Annotated in this window: 17 protein-coding genes and 2 pseudogenes; 14 read left to right on the top strand and 5 right to left on the bottom strand. The window is 43.9% G+C overall.

All coding sequences use genetic code 11. The features are described from left to right. Positions 1–178 precede the first annotated feature (178 nt). The 4 genes and pseudogenes from QTN94_RS16520 to QTN94_RS16505 form a co-directional block, all read left to right on the top strand. Positions 179–634, top strand: a complete 456-nt coding sequence (locus QTN94_RS16520) for a GNAT family N-acetyltransferase (protein ID WP_138972043.1) — start codon at positions 179–181, stop codon at positions 632–634. Positions 635–857: 223 nt separating this feature from the next. Next, positions 858–1196, top strand: coding sequence for a hypothetical protein (locus tag QTN94_RS16515; RefSeq protein ID WP_331428289.1), 339 nt, complete (start codon positions 858–860; stop codon positions 1194–1196). 70 nt (positions 1197–1266) lie between these two features. Beyond that, entirely contained in the window at positions 1267–1608 is a 342-nt protein-coding gene (locus QTN94_RS16510) for a hypothetical protein (RefSeq protein WP_138972042.1), read from the top strand. Between the two features lie 96 nt (positions 1609–1704). Beyond that, positions 1705–1986: pseudogene (locus QTN94_RS16505) on the top strand (VOC family protein); the annotation flags it as partial. A 52-nt stretch (positions 1987–2038) separates the two neighbouring features. Here the strand turns inward: QTN94_RS16505 and QTN94_RS16500 are convergent. Beyond that, positions 2039–2767, bottom strand: a complete 729-nt coding sequence (locus QTN94_RS16500) for a UTRA domain-containing protein (protein WP_331428288.1) — start codon at positions 2765–2767, stop codon at positions 2039–2041. 211 nt (positions 2768–2978) lie between these two features. On the opposite strand from QTN94_RS16500, the gene QTN94_RS16495 reads away from it, so the two are divergent. The 6 genes and pseudogenes from QTN94_RS16495 (at position 2979) to QTN94_RS16470 (ending at position 7440) form a co-directional block, all read left to right on the top strand. Beyond that, the gene (locus QTN94_RS16495; RefSeq protein ID WP_331428287.1) at positions 2979–4064 is read left to right on the top strand and encodes an ABC transporter substrate-binding protein; all 1086 of its coding nucleotides are present in this window, start codon (positions 2979–2981) and stop codon (positions 4062–4064) included. A 12-nt stretch (positions 4065–4076) separates the two neighbouring features. After that, the gene (locus QTN94_RS16490) at positions 4077–4901 is read left to right on the top strand and encodes an alkaline phosphatase family protein (protein WP_331428286.1); all 825 of its coding nucleotides are present in this window, start codon (positions 4077–4079) and stop codon (positions 4899–4901) included. Further along, positions 4898–5263 (top strand): hypothetical protein, encoded by a 366-nt coding sequence (locus QTN94_RS16485; protein ID WP_443088802.1) that lies wholly within the window; start codon positions 4898–4900, stop codon positions 5261–5263. The genes QTN94_RS16490 and QTN94_RS16485 overlap by 4 nt, the downstream gene beginning before the upstream one ends. Continuing rightward, positions 5160–5759, top strand: a pseudogene (locus tag QTN94_RS16480) (ABC transporter permease); the annotation flags it as partial. The gene QTN94_RS16485 and the pseudogene QTN94_RS16480, both read left to right, overlap by 104 nt. Then, a complete protein-coding gene (locus tag QTN94_RS16475; RefSeq protein WP_331428284.1) occupies positions 5759–6778 on the top strand; it encodes an ABC transporter ATP-binding protein in 1020 nt (339 codons plus the stop codon). The pseudogene QTN94_RS16480 and the gene QTN94_RS16475, both read left to right, overlap by 1 nt. Positions 6779–6780: 2 nt before the next feature. Further along, positions 6781–7440: an HAD family hydrolase gene (locus QTN94_RS16470; RefSeq protein WP_331428291.1), complete on the top strand. Its 660-nt coding sequence runs from the start codon at positions 6781–6783 to the stop codon at positions 7438–7440. Between the two features lie 114 nt (positions 7441–7554). Here the strand turns inward: QTN94_RS16470 and QTN94_RS16465 are convergent, their stop codons facing one another. After that, the gene (locus QTN94_RS16465; RefSeq protein WP_138972033.1) at positions 7555–7950 is read right to left on the bottom strand and encodes a hypothetical protein; all 396 of its coding nucleotides are present in this window, start codon (positions 7948–7950) and stop codon (positions 7555–7557) included. Positions 7951–8215: 265 nt separating this feature from the next. On the opposite strand from QTN94_RS16465, the gene QTN94_RS16460 reads away from it, so the two are divergent. The 3 genes from QTN94_RS16460 (at position 8216) to QTN94_RS16450 (ending at position 9605) form a co-directional block, all read left to right on the top strand. After that, on the top strand, positions 8216–8632 hold the full coding sequence (locus QTN94_RS16460) for a hypothetical protein (protein ID WP_331428283.1): 417 nt from the start codon (positions 8216–8218) through the stop codon (positions 8630–8632). 116 nt (positions 8633–8748) lie between these two features. Continuing rightward, positions 8749–9099 (top strand): hypothetical protein, encoded by a 351-nt coding sequence (locus QTN94_RS16455; protein ID WP_331418620.1) that lies wholly within the window; start codon positions 8749–8751, stop codon positions 9097–9099. 17 nt (positions 9100–9116) lie between these two features. Further along, the gene (locus QTN94_RS16450; RefSeq protein ID WP_331428282.1) at positions 9117–9605 is read left to right on the top strand and encodes a GNAT family N-acetyltransferase; all 489 of its coding nucleotides are present in this window, start codon (positions 9117–9119) and stop codon (positions 9603–9605) included. Between the two features lie 33 nt (positions 9606–9638). Here QTN94_RS16450 and QTN94_RS16445 read toward each other — a convergent pair whose 3' ends face one another. Continuing rightward, positions 9639–10532 (bottom strand): cation diffusion facilitator family transporter, encoded by an 894-nt coding sequence (locus tag QTN94_RS16445; RefSeq protein WP_138972029.1) that lies wholly within the window; start codon positions 10530–10532, stop codon positions 9639–9641. A 193-nt stretch (positions 10533–10725) separates the two neighbouring features. Further along, on the bottom strand, positions 10726–11604 hold the full coding sequence (locus QTN94_RS16440) for a LysR family transcriptional regulator (protein WP_138972028.1): 879 nt from the start codon (positions 11602–11604) through the stop codon (positions 10726–10728). Between the two features lie 144 nt (positions 11605–11748). Between QTN94_RS16440 and QTN94_RS16435 the strand changes: the two genes are divergently transcribed. Further along, positions 11749–12327: a class I SAM-dependent DNA methyltransferase gene (locus QTN94_RS16435; RefSeq protein ID WP_331428290.1), complete on the top strand. Its 579-nt coding sequence runs from the start codon at positions 11749–11751 to the stop codon at positions 12325–12327. A gap of 52 nt (positions 12328–12379) precedes the next feature. Here QTN94_RS16435 and QTN94_RS16430 read toward each other — a convergent pair whose 3' ends face one another. Beyond that, positions 12380–14380 (bottom strand): acetoacetate--CoA ligase, encoded by a 2001-nt coding sequence (locus QTN94_RS16430; RefSeq protein ID WP_331428281.1) that lies wholly within the window; start codon positions 14378–14380, stop codon positions 12380–12382. Between the last annotated feature and the right edge of the window lie 2 nt (positions 14381–14382).

Below are 14382 nucleotides of genomic sequence, written 5' to 3'. Positions count from 1 at the left end.
GCACCGTAGAATGAGTCATGTGTTGGCTTCCTTGTAAAAGTGTCGTTACTTATTACGTTACTCCCGAGGGAGATAGGGAGTCCATACATCTTGGTGTCTTCACTTCAAGCAAGTTTAGTGTTTACAGCACAATGCTTTAGGTCAGGTGTTAGTGTGGTTCACCCCTTAATTTGGCGTTATGATGCATATGGATATTCAGCTAATACAAATAGAAAGTGATGAATTTGAAAGTCTGTTTTCTGTTGTGAAACAGGGACTTTATTCGCATGTTGATGCCGTCTTTGGTTGGTGTGATGATTTTCAGGTCAATCGTTTACAAAGTGACTATGAGCCGCATTGGTTTCACTGGGTTTACCTGCATGAGACGCGAGTTGGAATGCTATGCTTCAAGCCTTACGATAATGCACTTCATGTACATTTACTCATTGTGTTCCCAGAATTTCAAAATCAAAAATTGGGTGAAAGCGTCATGAATATGGTTCACAAAATAGCGCGAGATCAAGGGCGTAGTCACGTAACCTTATCAAGCTTCACTAGAAATGAGTCAGCAGTAAGGTTTTACAAATCTCTCGGCTATAAGGTGACTGAATGCGATGAAAACTTCCTTTCTTTGTCGCTTCAAGTTGCATCATAACAAGCATTTAAAAGGGATTCTCAACGCTTGGTATTTTTGCTTTTACTTCAAATTTAGTGTTTATGGCACAATGCCTTAGGTAAGGCGTTGGCTTTGTTCAAACCTTAATTTGGCGTTATGTTTATCGACATACTGTGACTTCTATTCAGTGTGCACCAAGTTTCTCAATGTGTTGGCTTTTATTGGTTTAAACTGCCTTCACATTTGTTAGTTTGGAGCTCATATGTCTTTAAAAGACTACTGTTCCGTTAAAGGACTGAAACTCTCTGCTCGTTCTCGCTCGACCTTGAAAATTATTGACTATAAAGTTGGTCTCGCAAATTACCTAGCTAGTGTTATGGTCATGAGTCCTATACTGGAAATTTTTAGAAATAATGGCGGGGGTGTAGTGCAAAATGCCCAAGATATTTATGAATATCACTGGGAAGAGTTCAGTAATGCGATGGCATCTATTAATCCTGTATTGAGAAAGCAAGTTTACAACCTTGCCCAACAAGAAGAGCTGTTTACTTATGGTGAAGAACAAAAGTTTTGGAAGTGTGTCAGTGAAGCTGCTCTGTAGCATTGCTTTTATATCATTGGTTGGTTGTACGGCTTCGCCTCCAAGTTTAACTCAGCCATATAGTCAGTTAATGGCTAAAAAAGAAGCCTGTTTTGAGAAAGCTAAAAATGGTTTACATTCGTTCCCTGAGTCTCAATGGTTACGAAGTCTAACTGAAAACAAGCAAAAACAAGTACTTAGTTATCTAGCGCAGTATGCTTTCAATTCGTGCATTAGCGAAGAGGTCAATAACGTTGAAATGTCATTGGCAAAGCAATCTGATGACATACAACTGTTTTTTAATCAGTATGTTGGTTTGCATGAGTTCAAGCAAGAGCCTCCAAAAGGCGTTGGTATCCCAGAACTAAACACTCTGCAAAAAGAGATTAAACAGCCATTTATCGCCAATGAGATATACGAAAGTATAAGATAAACATACAACGCGTTTAAGAATGATTCGCAACGTTTGGTCACTTTCATTTTAATTGGTTTAACTGTTTGCGTAATGTATTTAGAAAGGGAATTTAAATTGATTCTAAACCATGTCTCAGTGGGTGTTTCGAATGTGGCCTCCTCTGTCGCTTTTTATGATTCACTGCTTTCTACTTTGTCTATTAAACGCTCTCATTACATCGAAAATGTAGCAGCGGCTTATGGTGAGCATTTTGAGTTTTGGGTCGGTTGTCCATGCAAAGAGGGTGCGTCTGCCGGGAATGGAACTCATATTGCTTTTAATGCGCCAAGTCGAGAGGCGGTTGATCGATTTTACGCTAGCGCGTTGGCGCTAGGAGGTTCGTGTGCAGGCAAACCGTTACCCACTGCATGTCCGTAGTGAGCGTCTATCAATAGAGTCAGTGCTGCGTTCACTCGACACTATCGATGCAGATCATCATGGCGTCTGGTCGCCAGTACTCTAGCTCGCAGTCCATTAGTTCTCCGTCTTGCTTGTAGTTCACGCGACAGATTTTTAGTACGGGTTGGCCTTCTGCTAGATTGAGGGCCTTGGCAACATGTGCTTGAGCTGAGGTGGGAATGACGTCAAAGCGTGAGCGCAAAGTCTCATAGCCGAACTTATCACGATAAATGCCCGTCAACGACATAGTCAGGTTTTCGCTTAATATGCCTTCAAATAAAGACGCTTTTAAAACGTTCTCGACAAATAGCACTGCTCGTCCATCAATGCATCTCAGTCTTTCGATGATATGAATCGGTGTGATTGTGTTGACCTCTAGAGCTTGAGCATATTCACCTGCCGCCATTTCACTTCGTACATTCACCAGTCTGGTTTCTGCAATACGGTTTTGGTCGCGAATCATTTGATGAAAATGAGATCGGCACAGAGGGTTATAGCGAATTCGTTGAGGAGAGACATACCAACCACGGCGTTCTTCGCGATAGATTCGCCCTTCCGTTTCGAGTGCGATCAATGCATCTTTGATGGTAATGCGCGTGGTTGAGAATAACTCGCTAAGTTCTCTTTCAGAGGGTAATTTTTGGCCTTCAGATAGGACTCCAGACTCGATTTGCTCTCTTATGTTAGTTTTAATTCTTGCTAGTTGGGTTCCTAATGGAGGGGCCACTGTTGTTCTCATTGCTGATCTAGTCCATGTGTTGAGCTAGAGATAATGTAAGTCGGACAGATAACAGAATTATGACATACGTTAATTGATCAAATTGCGCCCAAATGACATATATCTGCCATAGAAATTCATTCAAACTGTCAAAATAGTTGCGCCAAATCGTCACATTTACTGCCTAGGATAAATTTTGAACTTACTGACCTAGTCCAGAAGGATGGAGACAATGAAAACTTTGCTAAGTCGTTCAACTGCTATTTCTGCCAAGAAAATGGTACCTGCTGCTCTCATTGCAGTATCACTCTCGATGCCAGCCATAGCAAAACAGGCGGATCTCGAATCACTGATCCAAGCCGCACAAAAAGAAGGCGCGGTGTACAGTGTGGGAATGCCAGATAGTTGGGCAAACTGGAAAGACACATGGGTAGACCTGAAATCAAACTACGGTTTGAAACATCAAGATACGGATATGAGCTCGGCGCAAGAGATCGCTAAGTTTGAAGCAGAGAAGAAAAATGCAACCGCTGATATAGGCGATGTTGGTTTTGCTTTTGCACGTGTCGCAGTGAAGAAGGGCGTGACTCAAGCTTATAAACCGACAACCTGGAGCGATATTCCTGATTGGGCGAAAGATAAAGAGGGTCATTGGGCACTGGCTTACACTGGCACCATCTCATTTATCTCTAACAATAATCTCGTCAAAAACGCTCCGAAATCTTGGGATGACCTGTTGAAAGGGGACTACAAGGTGACTGTCGGAGATGTGGGTGTTGCAGCACAGGCAAACAATGCCGTTCTTGCAGCGGCATTTGCCAATGGCGGCGATGAATCTAATTTAGAACCCGCACTGAAATTCTTTGCTGAGTTAGCAAAACAAGGGCGCTTATCGTTCACAGATCCAAGTATCGCTAACCTAGAGAAAGGCGAAGTTGAAGTGGCGATTTTGTGGGACTTCAATGCGCTTAACTACCGTGACAAGATTGATCGTCAACGCTTCACCGTTAACATTCCTCAAGATGGTTCTGTCATTTCGGGATACACCACCATCATCAACAAATTCGCTAAAAATCCGAATGCGGCTAAGCTGGCTCGCGAGTATATCTTCAGTGACCAAGGGCAGATCAACCTAGATCAAGGTTATGCTCGTCCAATTCGTTCTAACGTAGTATTGCCTAAGTCAGTTCAAGATAAGTTGATTTCTAATGACCAATACAGCAATGTGCATCCCGTAAAGGATTTCAATGCTTGGGAAAAATCTGCGCGTAAATTGCCACGTCAATGGCAGGAAAGTGTGTTAATTCACCAGCAATAAGAGTCCGTCACTATGAACAATAAGGTTATCCTTGTTGTTCTAGATGGACTGAATTATCAGGTAGCCCGTGACTGTATGGGCTACCTCAATGGCCTTCTAGAACAACACCACTCAGGCTCGCGAATGTGTGCAACATTGTATCCCGTCCTTTGCGAGCTGCCTTCATTATCCCGTCCACTTTGCGAATGTATATTGACTGGAGTGCGCCCCGTTGACAGTGGCATTGTGAATAACAATGTAGTGCGTTTGTCGAACCATGAGTCGATTTTTAGCCTCGCGAAATCGCAAGGCAAGGTGACAGCTGCCGCAGCGTATCATTGGATAAGCGAGCTCTATAACCGAGCCCCTTATGAACCAGTGAGAGATCGTTTTACACACGATGAAGCGATGAATATTCAGCACGGCTGCTTTTACCACTGGGATCACTATCCTGATGAAGCTCTCTTTCTTGATGCGGAACATTTGCGCCGAGCGTATAGGCCAGATTTTTTGCTGATTCATCCGATGAACATTGATGATATGGGCCATAAATATGGTTTGGATTCTAGCCAGTACCGTAATTGTGCACGTCACGCAGACATTATTTTGTCTAACTATATTGAGCAATGGCTAGCAGACGGTTATCAAGTCATCGTCACCAGTGACCATGGTATGAACGACGATCGGTCACACGGGGGAATCTTGCCACAAGAACGCCAAGTACCGCTGTTTTTAATAGGGGATAAATTCACCCATCAAGAAGGGCAAATTAAGCAAACAGAGCTTTGTGGCATGGTTTGCCAATTGCTCAATCTCGAGCACACTAAGCCTTATTCTCAGGAATTGTTAGCATTATGAGCAGTTCTGTTTTATCGACTCGTACACAAGAGTCAAGTTCAGCGAAGCCACATTGGCATCGATGGGTTGGGCGTATCAAACCCGCATTGTGGCTTGCGCCTTTTGCGCTATTTTTCTATCTCTTTCAGTTGGCTCCTATGGTTTGGGTGCTGATCAACAGCTTTATTTATGATGGCGAATTTGCATTTGATAACTATATTGAAGTGCTAGATTCAGCTTTTATGATCCAGGCTTTTAATAACAGTCTTTGGTTAGCTGTTTGGACGCTCGTTGTTCATTTGTATCGCATCACTTTTTTTGAGCGTGGTGTTGATTCTACCCGCGATATTTGTGGTTTTTTATTACTTTCCGAAACTAGATAAGGTTATGAATATCATGATCTTATTACCCTTTGCGGTACCACCAGTGGTTTCGTCTGTGGGATTGCTTCAGCTTTATGCAGACAGTGAAATTTCTCTTGTTGGCACGCCTTGGATTCTAATCGGCACTTACTTCACTATTGCGCTGCCATTTATGTATCGTGCTATTGCTAATAGCTTCGAGGCAATCAATCTGCATGATTTGATGGACGCTGCGCATCTTCTCGGGGCGAGCACAGCCAAAGCGTTTTTGCTAATTATTCTGCCAAACTTGAAAAAAGGATTGATGGCATCGCTGTTTCTTTCCTTTTCATTTTTATTGGGCGAGTTTGTATTCGCCAATATCTTGGTTGGTACGCGTTACGAAACGCTACAGATTTACCTTTATAACATGCGTCAGACCAGCGGCCACTTTACCAGTGCGCTGGTGATGACCTATTTCCTGTTTATTTTTATCCTGACTTGGCTGGCAAGTCGCTTTAGCCGAGGAGTCAAATAATGAGTTATGTAGTCGCAAATAACCTGAACAAACGCTTTGCGGATAATACCGTATTCGAAGAGATTGAATTCACTATTGAGCAAGGTGAATTTATTACGCTGCTTGGCCCCAGTGGTTGCGGTAAATCGACTTTGCTTCGTAGCCTGGCAGGATTGAATCCTGTGGATGGGGGAGAGATTTGGGTAGATGGTGAGGAGATTACTCACCAGTTACCTCAGCAGCGGGGCATTGGTATGGTGTTTCAGTCCTATGCGTTGTTTCCTAATATGACTGTGGAAGGCAATATAGGTTTTGGTTTGCAGATGAAAAAACTGGCAAAGCAAGAGATTCAACGCCAAGTCGCTAGGGTAATCGAACTGGTTGATCTCAAGGGTAAAGAAAAACACTATCCACATCAGCTCTCAGGAGGGCAACGTCAACGAGTCGCTCTTGCTAGGGCGTTAGTGGTTAAGCCGCGTATCTTACTCCTTGATGAGCCTCTTTCCGCACTGGATGCCAAGATACGTAAGCACCTCCGTCAACAGATCCGTGATATTCAAAAAGAGATGAATTTAACGACAATTTTTGTCACTCATGATCAGGAAGAAGCGATGATCATGTCAGACCGCATTTTCCTAATGAATAAAGGCGAAATTGTTCAGACTGGTTCTCCGGAAGAGATTTATACTCATCCAGCCAACGAGTTTGTGGCAAGTTTTATGGGGCATTATAATTTGGTTGAAGCAACGAAAGCGAAGCAACTGTTCAATATCGAGACCGATTGGAAGGTAGCGATACGTCCTGAATCCATCTATGTCAAAGAGCAGGGGCGCAAATATGGCAGCCATGTATCTGCCCCGCAAAAGGCGATAATAAAAAACCATCAATTGTTGGGAAATGTGATTCGCTATCAGGTCGAGGTCGACCAGTGTGAGCTTACCGTTGATCTCCTCAATCGCTCATCTGAGCGTTTATTGGCCAACGGTAGCCAATTAGAACTCTTGTTTAATCTCAATGAAATTCAACCTGTGAGAGCGTAATGATGTCAAAGCCGTTGTATGTATTTGATATGGATGAAACCTTGATCAATGCTGATTGTGCAATGATCTGGAACGAGTTTATGGTTGAGAAAGGTATCGCGACCAGCCCCGATTTTATCGAGCAGGATCAGAGATTAATGGCTCTTTATGCTCAAGGGAAAATGGATATGGAGGATTACCTCAAGTTTTCCATCTCTCCTTTGGTTGATCTACCCATAGAGCAAGTGAATGTGCTGGTGGAAGAGTGCGTAGAGCGCCATATCCTCACCAAGCAATTCAAACAGTCCAAAGTTTTAATTGATCAACTTAACGAACAAGGTATTCAGATGGTAATCATCTCTGCCAGCGTAACGTTTCTTGTGCAAGCGGTTGGGCGACGCTTGGGAATTGACGTGGCGTTGGGTATTGATCTCGTTGAAGATGGCGGACGCTATACTACCGAGATTAGAGGTGTTCCAAGCTATCGCGAGGGTAAGGTAATCCGATTAAAACAATGGTTGGATTCACAACCCGAGACTTACTCCAACATTCATTTCTATACCGACTCGATCAATGATTTGCCGCTATGTGAATACGCGGATCACGCTTATTTGGTCAACCCATGTCCACGTTTGAGAGGCCGTGCAAGCTCTATGGATTGGCAAGTGCTGAACTGGACTTAGCCGTGATGTTGTTTAGTTGGTCGGTGGTGGGCAGCTTGGATAAAGAGTAAGCGTTAAACAGAAAGTCACGGATTCCAATGAACAAATTTGATCGCTATTTTGGGCTTAGGCTTGCTAGCGCTGATAGTCTTCAGGCAACAAACTATGACCATTGCAGTCGGCTAAATACACCAGTGCATCAATAACGCGAATCGGGGTCAACAGATTCTCTTCGTTGCAAGGGGCTAACTCAAACGAGAGGTACAGTGTATCTGCTTCAATCTTGACGAACAGATTACCTTGCGGTGCTCGTTCTTGAGTTAGAGCGAAGGTGCCCACACCGAGGAAGTGGGAGCTGTTCAAGTTGCGCGTAGCGTAGATATCACATTGCAATTTATGAGCAAGGGTCAAGAAATCGAGCAGGAGATTCACTTGGTCGTCCGATACTCGATCGAGCGCATCAATATGGGGCGCTTTGCAGTAACGGTCGAAATAGCCGATCATTTCTTCTATGTCATTGTCAAATAGCATCTTCTGGCACCTGTGTTGTTTGGCTGGCGATTGTACCTATACAACTCTCTATTCACAAAGCGTTTAGTACGGCTTTTATCCTCAGTATGTGGTTGATCGTTTGTCACGAAAATTCGGCTTATCGCGGTGTCGGAAAATAACAGATATTCGTACCGTTTATATATGTTGCATTGCTTATTTGGCTGTATTATAAAGTGTTTCTCAGCACAATAACTTCATGATTATATTAGCTTTTACTAACCTTTAATAACATGGAGAAAAGGTGATGAGCAAGAAAACTAACAACTATAGGCTAGTGGATATTCTCCGTTTTCGTCGGGCTTACGTAATGTCGGATTTTAATCTCAACACAGACCAAATATCGGTTCGTGGTGACGATTACCAATTGCGTAAGATAAAACAGGTAGAAGTACGTAAGCTTGGGGTAAAAGATAACATGGTGAATGTTATTTCCCTCGCTTTAATGCTGTCGGCCGCGACTTGGGCGTTTGTTCCGCAATTTGGTTTTTTAATGCTCGCATTGACTCTAATTCTTGCGTTTACGTCTTGGAGAAAATACGAACTTAGGGCTGAGTTTGTTGCAACGGATGAAACGGGAGATTACTGGGTATCGATTGCTCGCGGCTGCAGTAACGCAGAGTACAAAGTATTTCAGCAAGTTGAATCTCAACTAGCGTCTTAGGTTAAAAAACGAAGGCTCACCCACTTACGGTGGGCCTTTTGTTTATTGAGGTGCGTAGGGGATGGGGCTTTCAAACCGCCTTCACACTGCGGAAAGATCAGCGTTAGGAGGTTCAGATGTTGAAACTGGTAGTAAAGGTTGCGATCATAAATGTCATTGCGGCTATAGTTGTGTGGTTGCTTTCCTACGTTGTTGATTTTTTTGTCGTCACACGACTTTCTGATTTCTTATTTATGGTCGTTTTTGTTATCTGGGGTTTGGCAATGCTAACTTGGGAAGGTGGAACAGATAGCAAAACCGCTAGGTACAATAACCCCAAGCTCGATTCAGTCTACAAGATGGTCAAAGGTTTTGACGTCGAGAAAGATGAAAGAAAACGCTATCGACAAAACTACCAAGATGGTTTGGTATTGTTTATTGCAGGTATTCCCGCGTTAACTGGATGCATCATTTTAAACATTTTATAGCTTAGGAAGAGCGTAATATGTCACTGATACCTTTTATGAGTTCGCATTATGGTGTGCTAATCGATTGGATCGACTCAGACCAACTCAACTATTTGTGGGGAGGAAACTGTTACCAGTTTCCATTGACCGACGAACAGATTGAGTTTCACTGCAATAAGGACATTGTTCACCCTTTTATGCTGGAGCACAACGGCGAATACGCTGGTTATGTTGAGCTTTACCAAGAAAGGGCAGACTGTTTTCGTATCTGCCGAGTGTTTATTGCACCTCCGTTTCGTGGCCAAAGGCTGGCGGCGAAGATGCTGCAACTATTAATCGACCATGCACAATCCCATTTTGTGGTTTCTCAGTTGAGATTAGCTGTGTTTGAACACAATGATGTTGCGCGTAAGTGTTACCAGTCACTCGGGTTTCAGGTGGATAAGATAGAGCAGGGAACGCGTCGTTATGAAGGGCAAGATTGGAATCTAGTGTTGATGAGTAAAGAATTGAGTCACATAGAGTAAGCCCCACAAAGCGGACGTTGTGAAGCTAAGCCATTAGTTTGCGATATTCATGGTCACGTTAAGATCCAATGAGAGGCGCGACAGTTTATCCTTTAGAATACGACGCGCTTTCTCCAGTTCAGCCACCTGAACTTGTTGTCCTTGAGAATGTACATCCAGTCTGACGCGCAGCTCACGACCTACCTTAATAACCCCTGCCACGGCAAGTTCCTGATCAACTTGTGTCTCTAGGGCGAGCACCTCTTTGTTAACCGCGTGACAGATCTCTTCGTCAGGTTTCATCATCAGTAGTTCGCGTAGTGCACCTGCTAACATCTCAAGTGGTACTTTAATGAAGTAGAAAGACATCAGCAGCATCATCACCGGATCCGCATAGACGGCATATTGTGCGAACGGTGAAACGGATACCAGCCACGCAGCCACGAAACCTAAGGTTACAGCAACGCTAAGCAACGTGTCCATCTGCCACTGTTTTACTTCAGCGTCTACCAAGCCAGATGAAATAAGTTTCGACTTATTCGCGATGTACCACCATGCGTAGCTACAACCAACAACACTTACCGCACCGAAAAGCGTTGCAATACTCGCGTCAACTTCACGGCCACCATTCATTAATGCCTGCACAGCTGAATACAGTGAGTAGGCAACGATCGCTAAAATCACACTACCTTTTATTGCGATCACTAGGGGCTCAAGCATCGCTTTACCAAATGGAAACTGGCGCTTGGACGGCTGAGCAATGTATCTAGACACGGCGAGCGACAACAAAGTTAATAGCAAACTGACCAGTGAATATACACCGTCAAAAACAATGACAAGTGAGCCAACTAGTAAGCCGAGTACGAGTCCGCTACCCGCAAAGCCCGATGCTAAAAGAGCGGAGAAGGTTAGGATTCGTTTTTCGTTAAGGCTTGTTCGGGCACACATAATGAGTTCTCTTGTAAAATTCCCCTATATTTTTCTCAATATAAGAGAATTAGACAATCCCAATATGAATACCCAATATGTCAAATAGATGAATTTTAGTTAAAATTTTTATTTTTCAATGAGATGTGAACAGAATGCGGTGTCAATAATATTGTCGCTGACTGATTGATGGATCAAATAATCGTCGCAATGGTTAAAAATCAAACAAAAATTCGTTTAATTTGTCTGCCAGCCAAGACATTCCAGGATGCTCTGCCATACCTGAAGAGGTGAACATACAGTAATCTTCTTGGGTTAAGCCATAAGTGTGTTTTATTACCGAGAGTTCCTGTTTGCGTAGCAAGTGTCGGATCAGCGGTTCAGGGAGTACGCCCCAAGCGTCTTCTTCAAGAATCGTGTTGAGTATGTAATCAAAGCTTGAGAAGCCTATGTGACGCAGCGAGAAGGGTTGTAATTCTGGATTATCTTTTTCATTTAGATAAACCATGACGGCTTGCATAGCGTTACGCAGTTCGTCATCCGAGACCCGACGAAGTTTGGCCAGTGGGTGAGTGGAACGACATACTGACATCAGGCGTATCTTGCCTAATGGCTGAAACGTGATGTGAGGGTCATTGAGTCGTTCGTAATCGACGCCAAACGCGAAATCAACTTGGGAAGTTGCCACAAGATTTGCCAAGTCACCACTAGAGGCTAAAACAATGTTAAATGCGGTTGCGGGAAAGCGGTTGTTAAGCTTATGAGAGAGATCCTGCCACAGTTCGTCAGGCAGAGAATCGTCACGAGCTATCCATACCTCGGCGTTAAACTTACCAGATACGTGAGTACAGGTTTTACGAATACGCGCTGCGGTAACTAGCATATTGTGACAATCTTTGTAAATGGCTTTACCCGCTTCAGAAAGCACCAAATTATTGCCACTACGAACAAAAAGTTCGACATCGAGATCTTTTTCTAGTGCTTTAATCGCCATACTCAAGCGTGTGCGGTTGCACTCTAGTTGGCGAGCGGCCTCGGAAACCGAGCCTGTGTCGGACACAGTACAAAAAGCTTCGATCTGAGTAAGGTTCATCTTTTGTTCAATTTGGTTAGTCTCGAATCGATATTATATCAATCTCTGTCAATTGTCTGTTTTCCGAATTGAAATGCTATGAATTTCATGCAGTTTTGATACTCTTGGGGCATGCCTAATGAATGTTGTTACAGGGAGATCATGATGGCTAATAGTTGGGACGATGTCGCACTCGATTGGGACTCGGATAACACGACTAGTGTATATGCGGATAAAGCTTTTGAATCTCTACAGCAAGTAGTTGATGTTAAAGGGTTACATATTTTTGATTTTGGCTGCGGAACAGGTCTGCTTAGCCAAAGAATGTCTCAAACGGCAAAAGATATTGTCGCGCTCGACAGCTCCGAAGCAATGATAGAACAACTCGATAAGAAAGAGCTTCACAACGTAGAACCCGTAGTTGATCTACTGACTCGTGGTTTAGTGGCGATGCACCCTGCATTTCGAGCACAGTTTGATCTAGTGGTTGCCTCTTCAGTGTGTAGTTTCCTACCAAACTATTCAGATGTCGCGGATATTGTTTACAGCATCCTCGACGATGGCGGACATTTTGTTCACTGGGATTGGTTGTCGGACAAAGACGAAGTTAGCGGAATGACGATTGTTCACGCTCAGCAAGTGCTGACGAGTGTGGGTTTTAGCCAAGTAGAAATCACGACGCCGTTTACCATCACAACCCCGCACGGCGAACAAACCGTGTTGATGGCGGTTGCCAAAAAGTAACTCGATTCGGTTTAAACATTAAAGCCCAGTAGAAATACTGGGCTTTAATGTTTTATACCACTGGGACGGTCTGATATTGACTGACTTCGTCTAGTACCCAAGGGTTGGCAATCGCCCCCTGATTTTTAACTTCTTGTCCATGAAGAACTTGTTTGACTGCCAGTTCGACCAATTTACCTGATTTGGTTTTGGGTATTTCACTTAACGGATAGATTTCAGCCGGAACGTGTCGGGGTGAGCACTGACGACGCAGCGTCTCTTTTATGGTCGAAATCATATGCTCGGTCAGTGATGCATGAGGCTCAAGCTGAACGAACAGAACGACTTTTTCATCACCATCTACTTGCCTTGCAACGGCGATAGAATCTTGGATCCCAGCCAGTTGGTTAACTTGCTGATAAATTTCTGCCGTTCCGATGCGGACACCACCGGGGTTCAAAGTGGCATCACTTCGTCCGTAGAAAATCATTCCGCCTCGTGGAGTCATTTCGACATCATCGCCATGGTGCCATGTATTTTCGAACTTATCCCAATAAGCCATATGGTAACGCTCACCATCATCGTGCCAGAACCCTAACGGTTGGTTGGGGAAACTGTTTTGACAAACCAACTCACCGCGGGAGGCAATAATAGCTTCACCAGATTCATTGAGCACTTTGACATCCATACCCAAGCCTGCACCTTGGCACTCTCCGCGATAAACCGCAGAAATTGGATTGCCCAATACGAAGCAACCGCAAATATCGGTTCCGCCAGATATGGATGCAAGGTGGATATCGACTTTGATATTGGAATACACAAAATCAAATTGTTGAGGATAGAGGACTGAGCCAGTTGAACAGAGTGTTTTGAGAGATTTTAGTGGCAACTGGCTACTAGGATTAAACTGCTGTTTCTCTAGAGCTTCTAAGTATTTTGCCGATGTACCAAACAGCGTGACCTTAGCATCTTCAGCCAGTTGCCAAAGTATTTGCTCGTTAGGGTACATAGGGCTGCCGTCAAATATCACCAAGGTCGCGCCGCTTGCTAAAGCGGATACGTGCCAGTTCCACATCATCCAACCGCATGTCGTGTAGTAGAAAATACGATCTTTCGGTTGAATATCACAGTGAAGTTGATGCTCTTTGAGATGGTTTAATATCGTTCCTCCCACTGAATGAACGATACATTTCGGTTTGCCTGTCGTACCTGAAGAGTAGAGGACAAAAAGAGGATCATTAAAACTAATCCGCTCATAACGCATCGCGCGTGGCAGGTAGCTGGCAAAAATCGCTTCCCAATCAGAGAATGACTCACAGCGGTCATCCATTGACATATCTATTTGTAAGTAGTCAATTTGGCACGTATTTAGGATGCTTGGAATCGCATCAACAATTTTGCGGTTTTTCTCTTCTATTTGGAAGGTCTTACCGTTGAAGTCGTAACCATTACAGCAAAACAGAATTTTGGGTTGTACTTGTCCAAATCGTTCGATGACGCTTTCCGCGCCAAAGTCAGGTGATGTTGAAGTCCAAATGGCACCAAGGCTGGTCGTTGCGAGCATGGCGATCACAGTCTCTGGCATATGTGGAAGATAGCCAGCGACGACATCGCCTTTTTGAACGCCATTTTGAACCAACCATTGCTGAATGATTGAAACTTGGTCACACAGCTCCTGCCAAGTCAGTTGACGACTAGACCCTCGTTCGTTCTTAAACCAAATTGCGGTGTCATCTGGTGCCTGAAAAGAGTAGGCCAACAGATTTTCGGCATAATTTAGTTGCGATTGTGGAAACCAGATCGTATCTCGGCTTGGGTTAAACTGGCCCCACTTGGCCAACCCTTCGCCTAAAATGCAGTCGCCCTTGTAGCCTATGACGTCGCAAAACTGCCAAATCTCGAGCCAGAAGTTCTTTTTGTTTTCAATCGACCACTGGTGCAAGTCAGCATAGCTATCGATTTTATTTCCCTGAATATTAATGTGTTTTATAAATTGACTCAGGTTTGATGACTCCACTCGCTCACTACTTGGAACCCAAATAGGTGCTGGAAGGTTCGTCTGCGAATTAGACATGA

Source organism: Vibrio sp. M250220 (genome assembly GCF_036533795.1).
Classification (GTDB): domain Bacteria; phylum Pseudomonadota; class Gammaproteobacteria; order Enterobacterales; family Vibrionaceae; genus Vibrio.
The sequence above is the reverse complement of the archived record's forward strand: the minus strand, read 5'-3'. Positions and strand labels throughout refer to the sequence as shown.

Excerpts from the sequence above, each read along its gene's own strand:
- QTN94_RS16465 (WP_138972033.1), bottom strand. The coding sequence starts at position 7,950 with ATGCTATTTGACAATGACATAGAAGAAATGATCGGCTATTTCGACCGT.
- QTN94_RS16485 (WP_443088802.1), top strand. The coding sequence starts at position 4,898 with ATGAGCAGTTCTGTTTTATCGACTCGTACACAAGAGTCAAGTTCAGCG.
- QTN94_RS16520 (WP_138972043.1), top strand. The coding sequence starts at position 179 with ATGATGCATATGGATATTCAGCTAATACAAATAGAAAGTGATGAATTT.
- QTN94_RS16515 (WP_331428289.1), top strand. The coding sequence starts at position 858 with ATGTCTTTAAAAGACTACTGTTCCGTTAAAGGACTGAAACTCTCTGCT.
- QTN94_RS16440 (WP_138972028.1), bottom strand. The coding sequence starts at position 11,604 with ATGAACCTTACTCAGATCGAAGCTTTTTGTACTGTGTCCGACACAGGC.
- QTN94_RS16495 (WP_331428287.1), top strand. The coding sequence starts at position 2,979 with ATGAAAACTTTGCTAAGTCGTTCAACTGCTATTTCTGCCAAGAAAATG.
- QTN94_RS16430 (WP_331428281.1), bottom strand. The coding sequence starts at position 14,380 with ATGTCTAATTCGCAGACGAACCTTCCAGCACCTATTTGGGTTCCAAGT.
- QTN94_RS16445 (WP_138972029.1), bottom strand. The coding sequence starts at position 10,532 with ATGTGTGCCCGAACAAGCCTTAACGAAAAACGAATCCTAACCTTCTCC.
- QTN94_RS16460 (WP_331428283.1), top strand. The coding sequence starts at position 8,216 with ATGAGCAAGAAAACTAACAACTATAGGCTAGTGGATATTCTCCGTTTT.
- QTN94_RS16510 (WP_138972042.1), top strand. The coding sequence starts at position 1,267 with ATGGCTAAAAAAGAAGCCTGTTTTGAGAAAGCTAAAAATGGTTTACAT.
- QTN94_RS16455 (WP_331418620.1), top strand. The coding sequence starts at position 8,749 with ATGTTGAAACTGGTAGTAAAGGTTGCGATCATAAATGTCATTGCGGCT.
- QTN94_RS16500 (WP_331428288.1), bottom strand. The coding sequence starts at position 2,767 with ATGAGAACAACAGTGGCCCCTCCATTAGGAACCCAACTAGCAAGAATT.
- QTN94_RS16470 (WP_331428291.1), top strand. The coding sequence starts at position 6,781 with ATGTCAAAGCCGTTGTATGTATTTGATATGGATGAAACCTTGATCAAT.
- QTN94_RS16450 (WP_331428282.1), top strand. The coding sequence starts at position 9,117 with ATGTCACTGATACCTTTTATGAGTTCGCATTATGGTGTGCTAATCGAT.
- QTN94_RS16475 (WP_331428284.1), top strand. The coding sequence starts at position 5,759 with ATGAGTTATGTAGTCGCAAATAACCTGAACAAACGCTTTGCGGATAAT.
- QTN94_RS16435 (WP_331428290.1), top strand. The coding sequence starts at position 11,749 with ATGGCTAATAGTTGGGACGATGTCGCACTCGATTGGGACTCGGATAAC.
- QTN94_RS16490 (WP_331428286.1), top strand. The coding sequence starts at position 4,077 with ATGAACAATAAGGTTATCCTTGTTGTTCTAGATGGACTGAATTATCAG.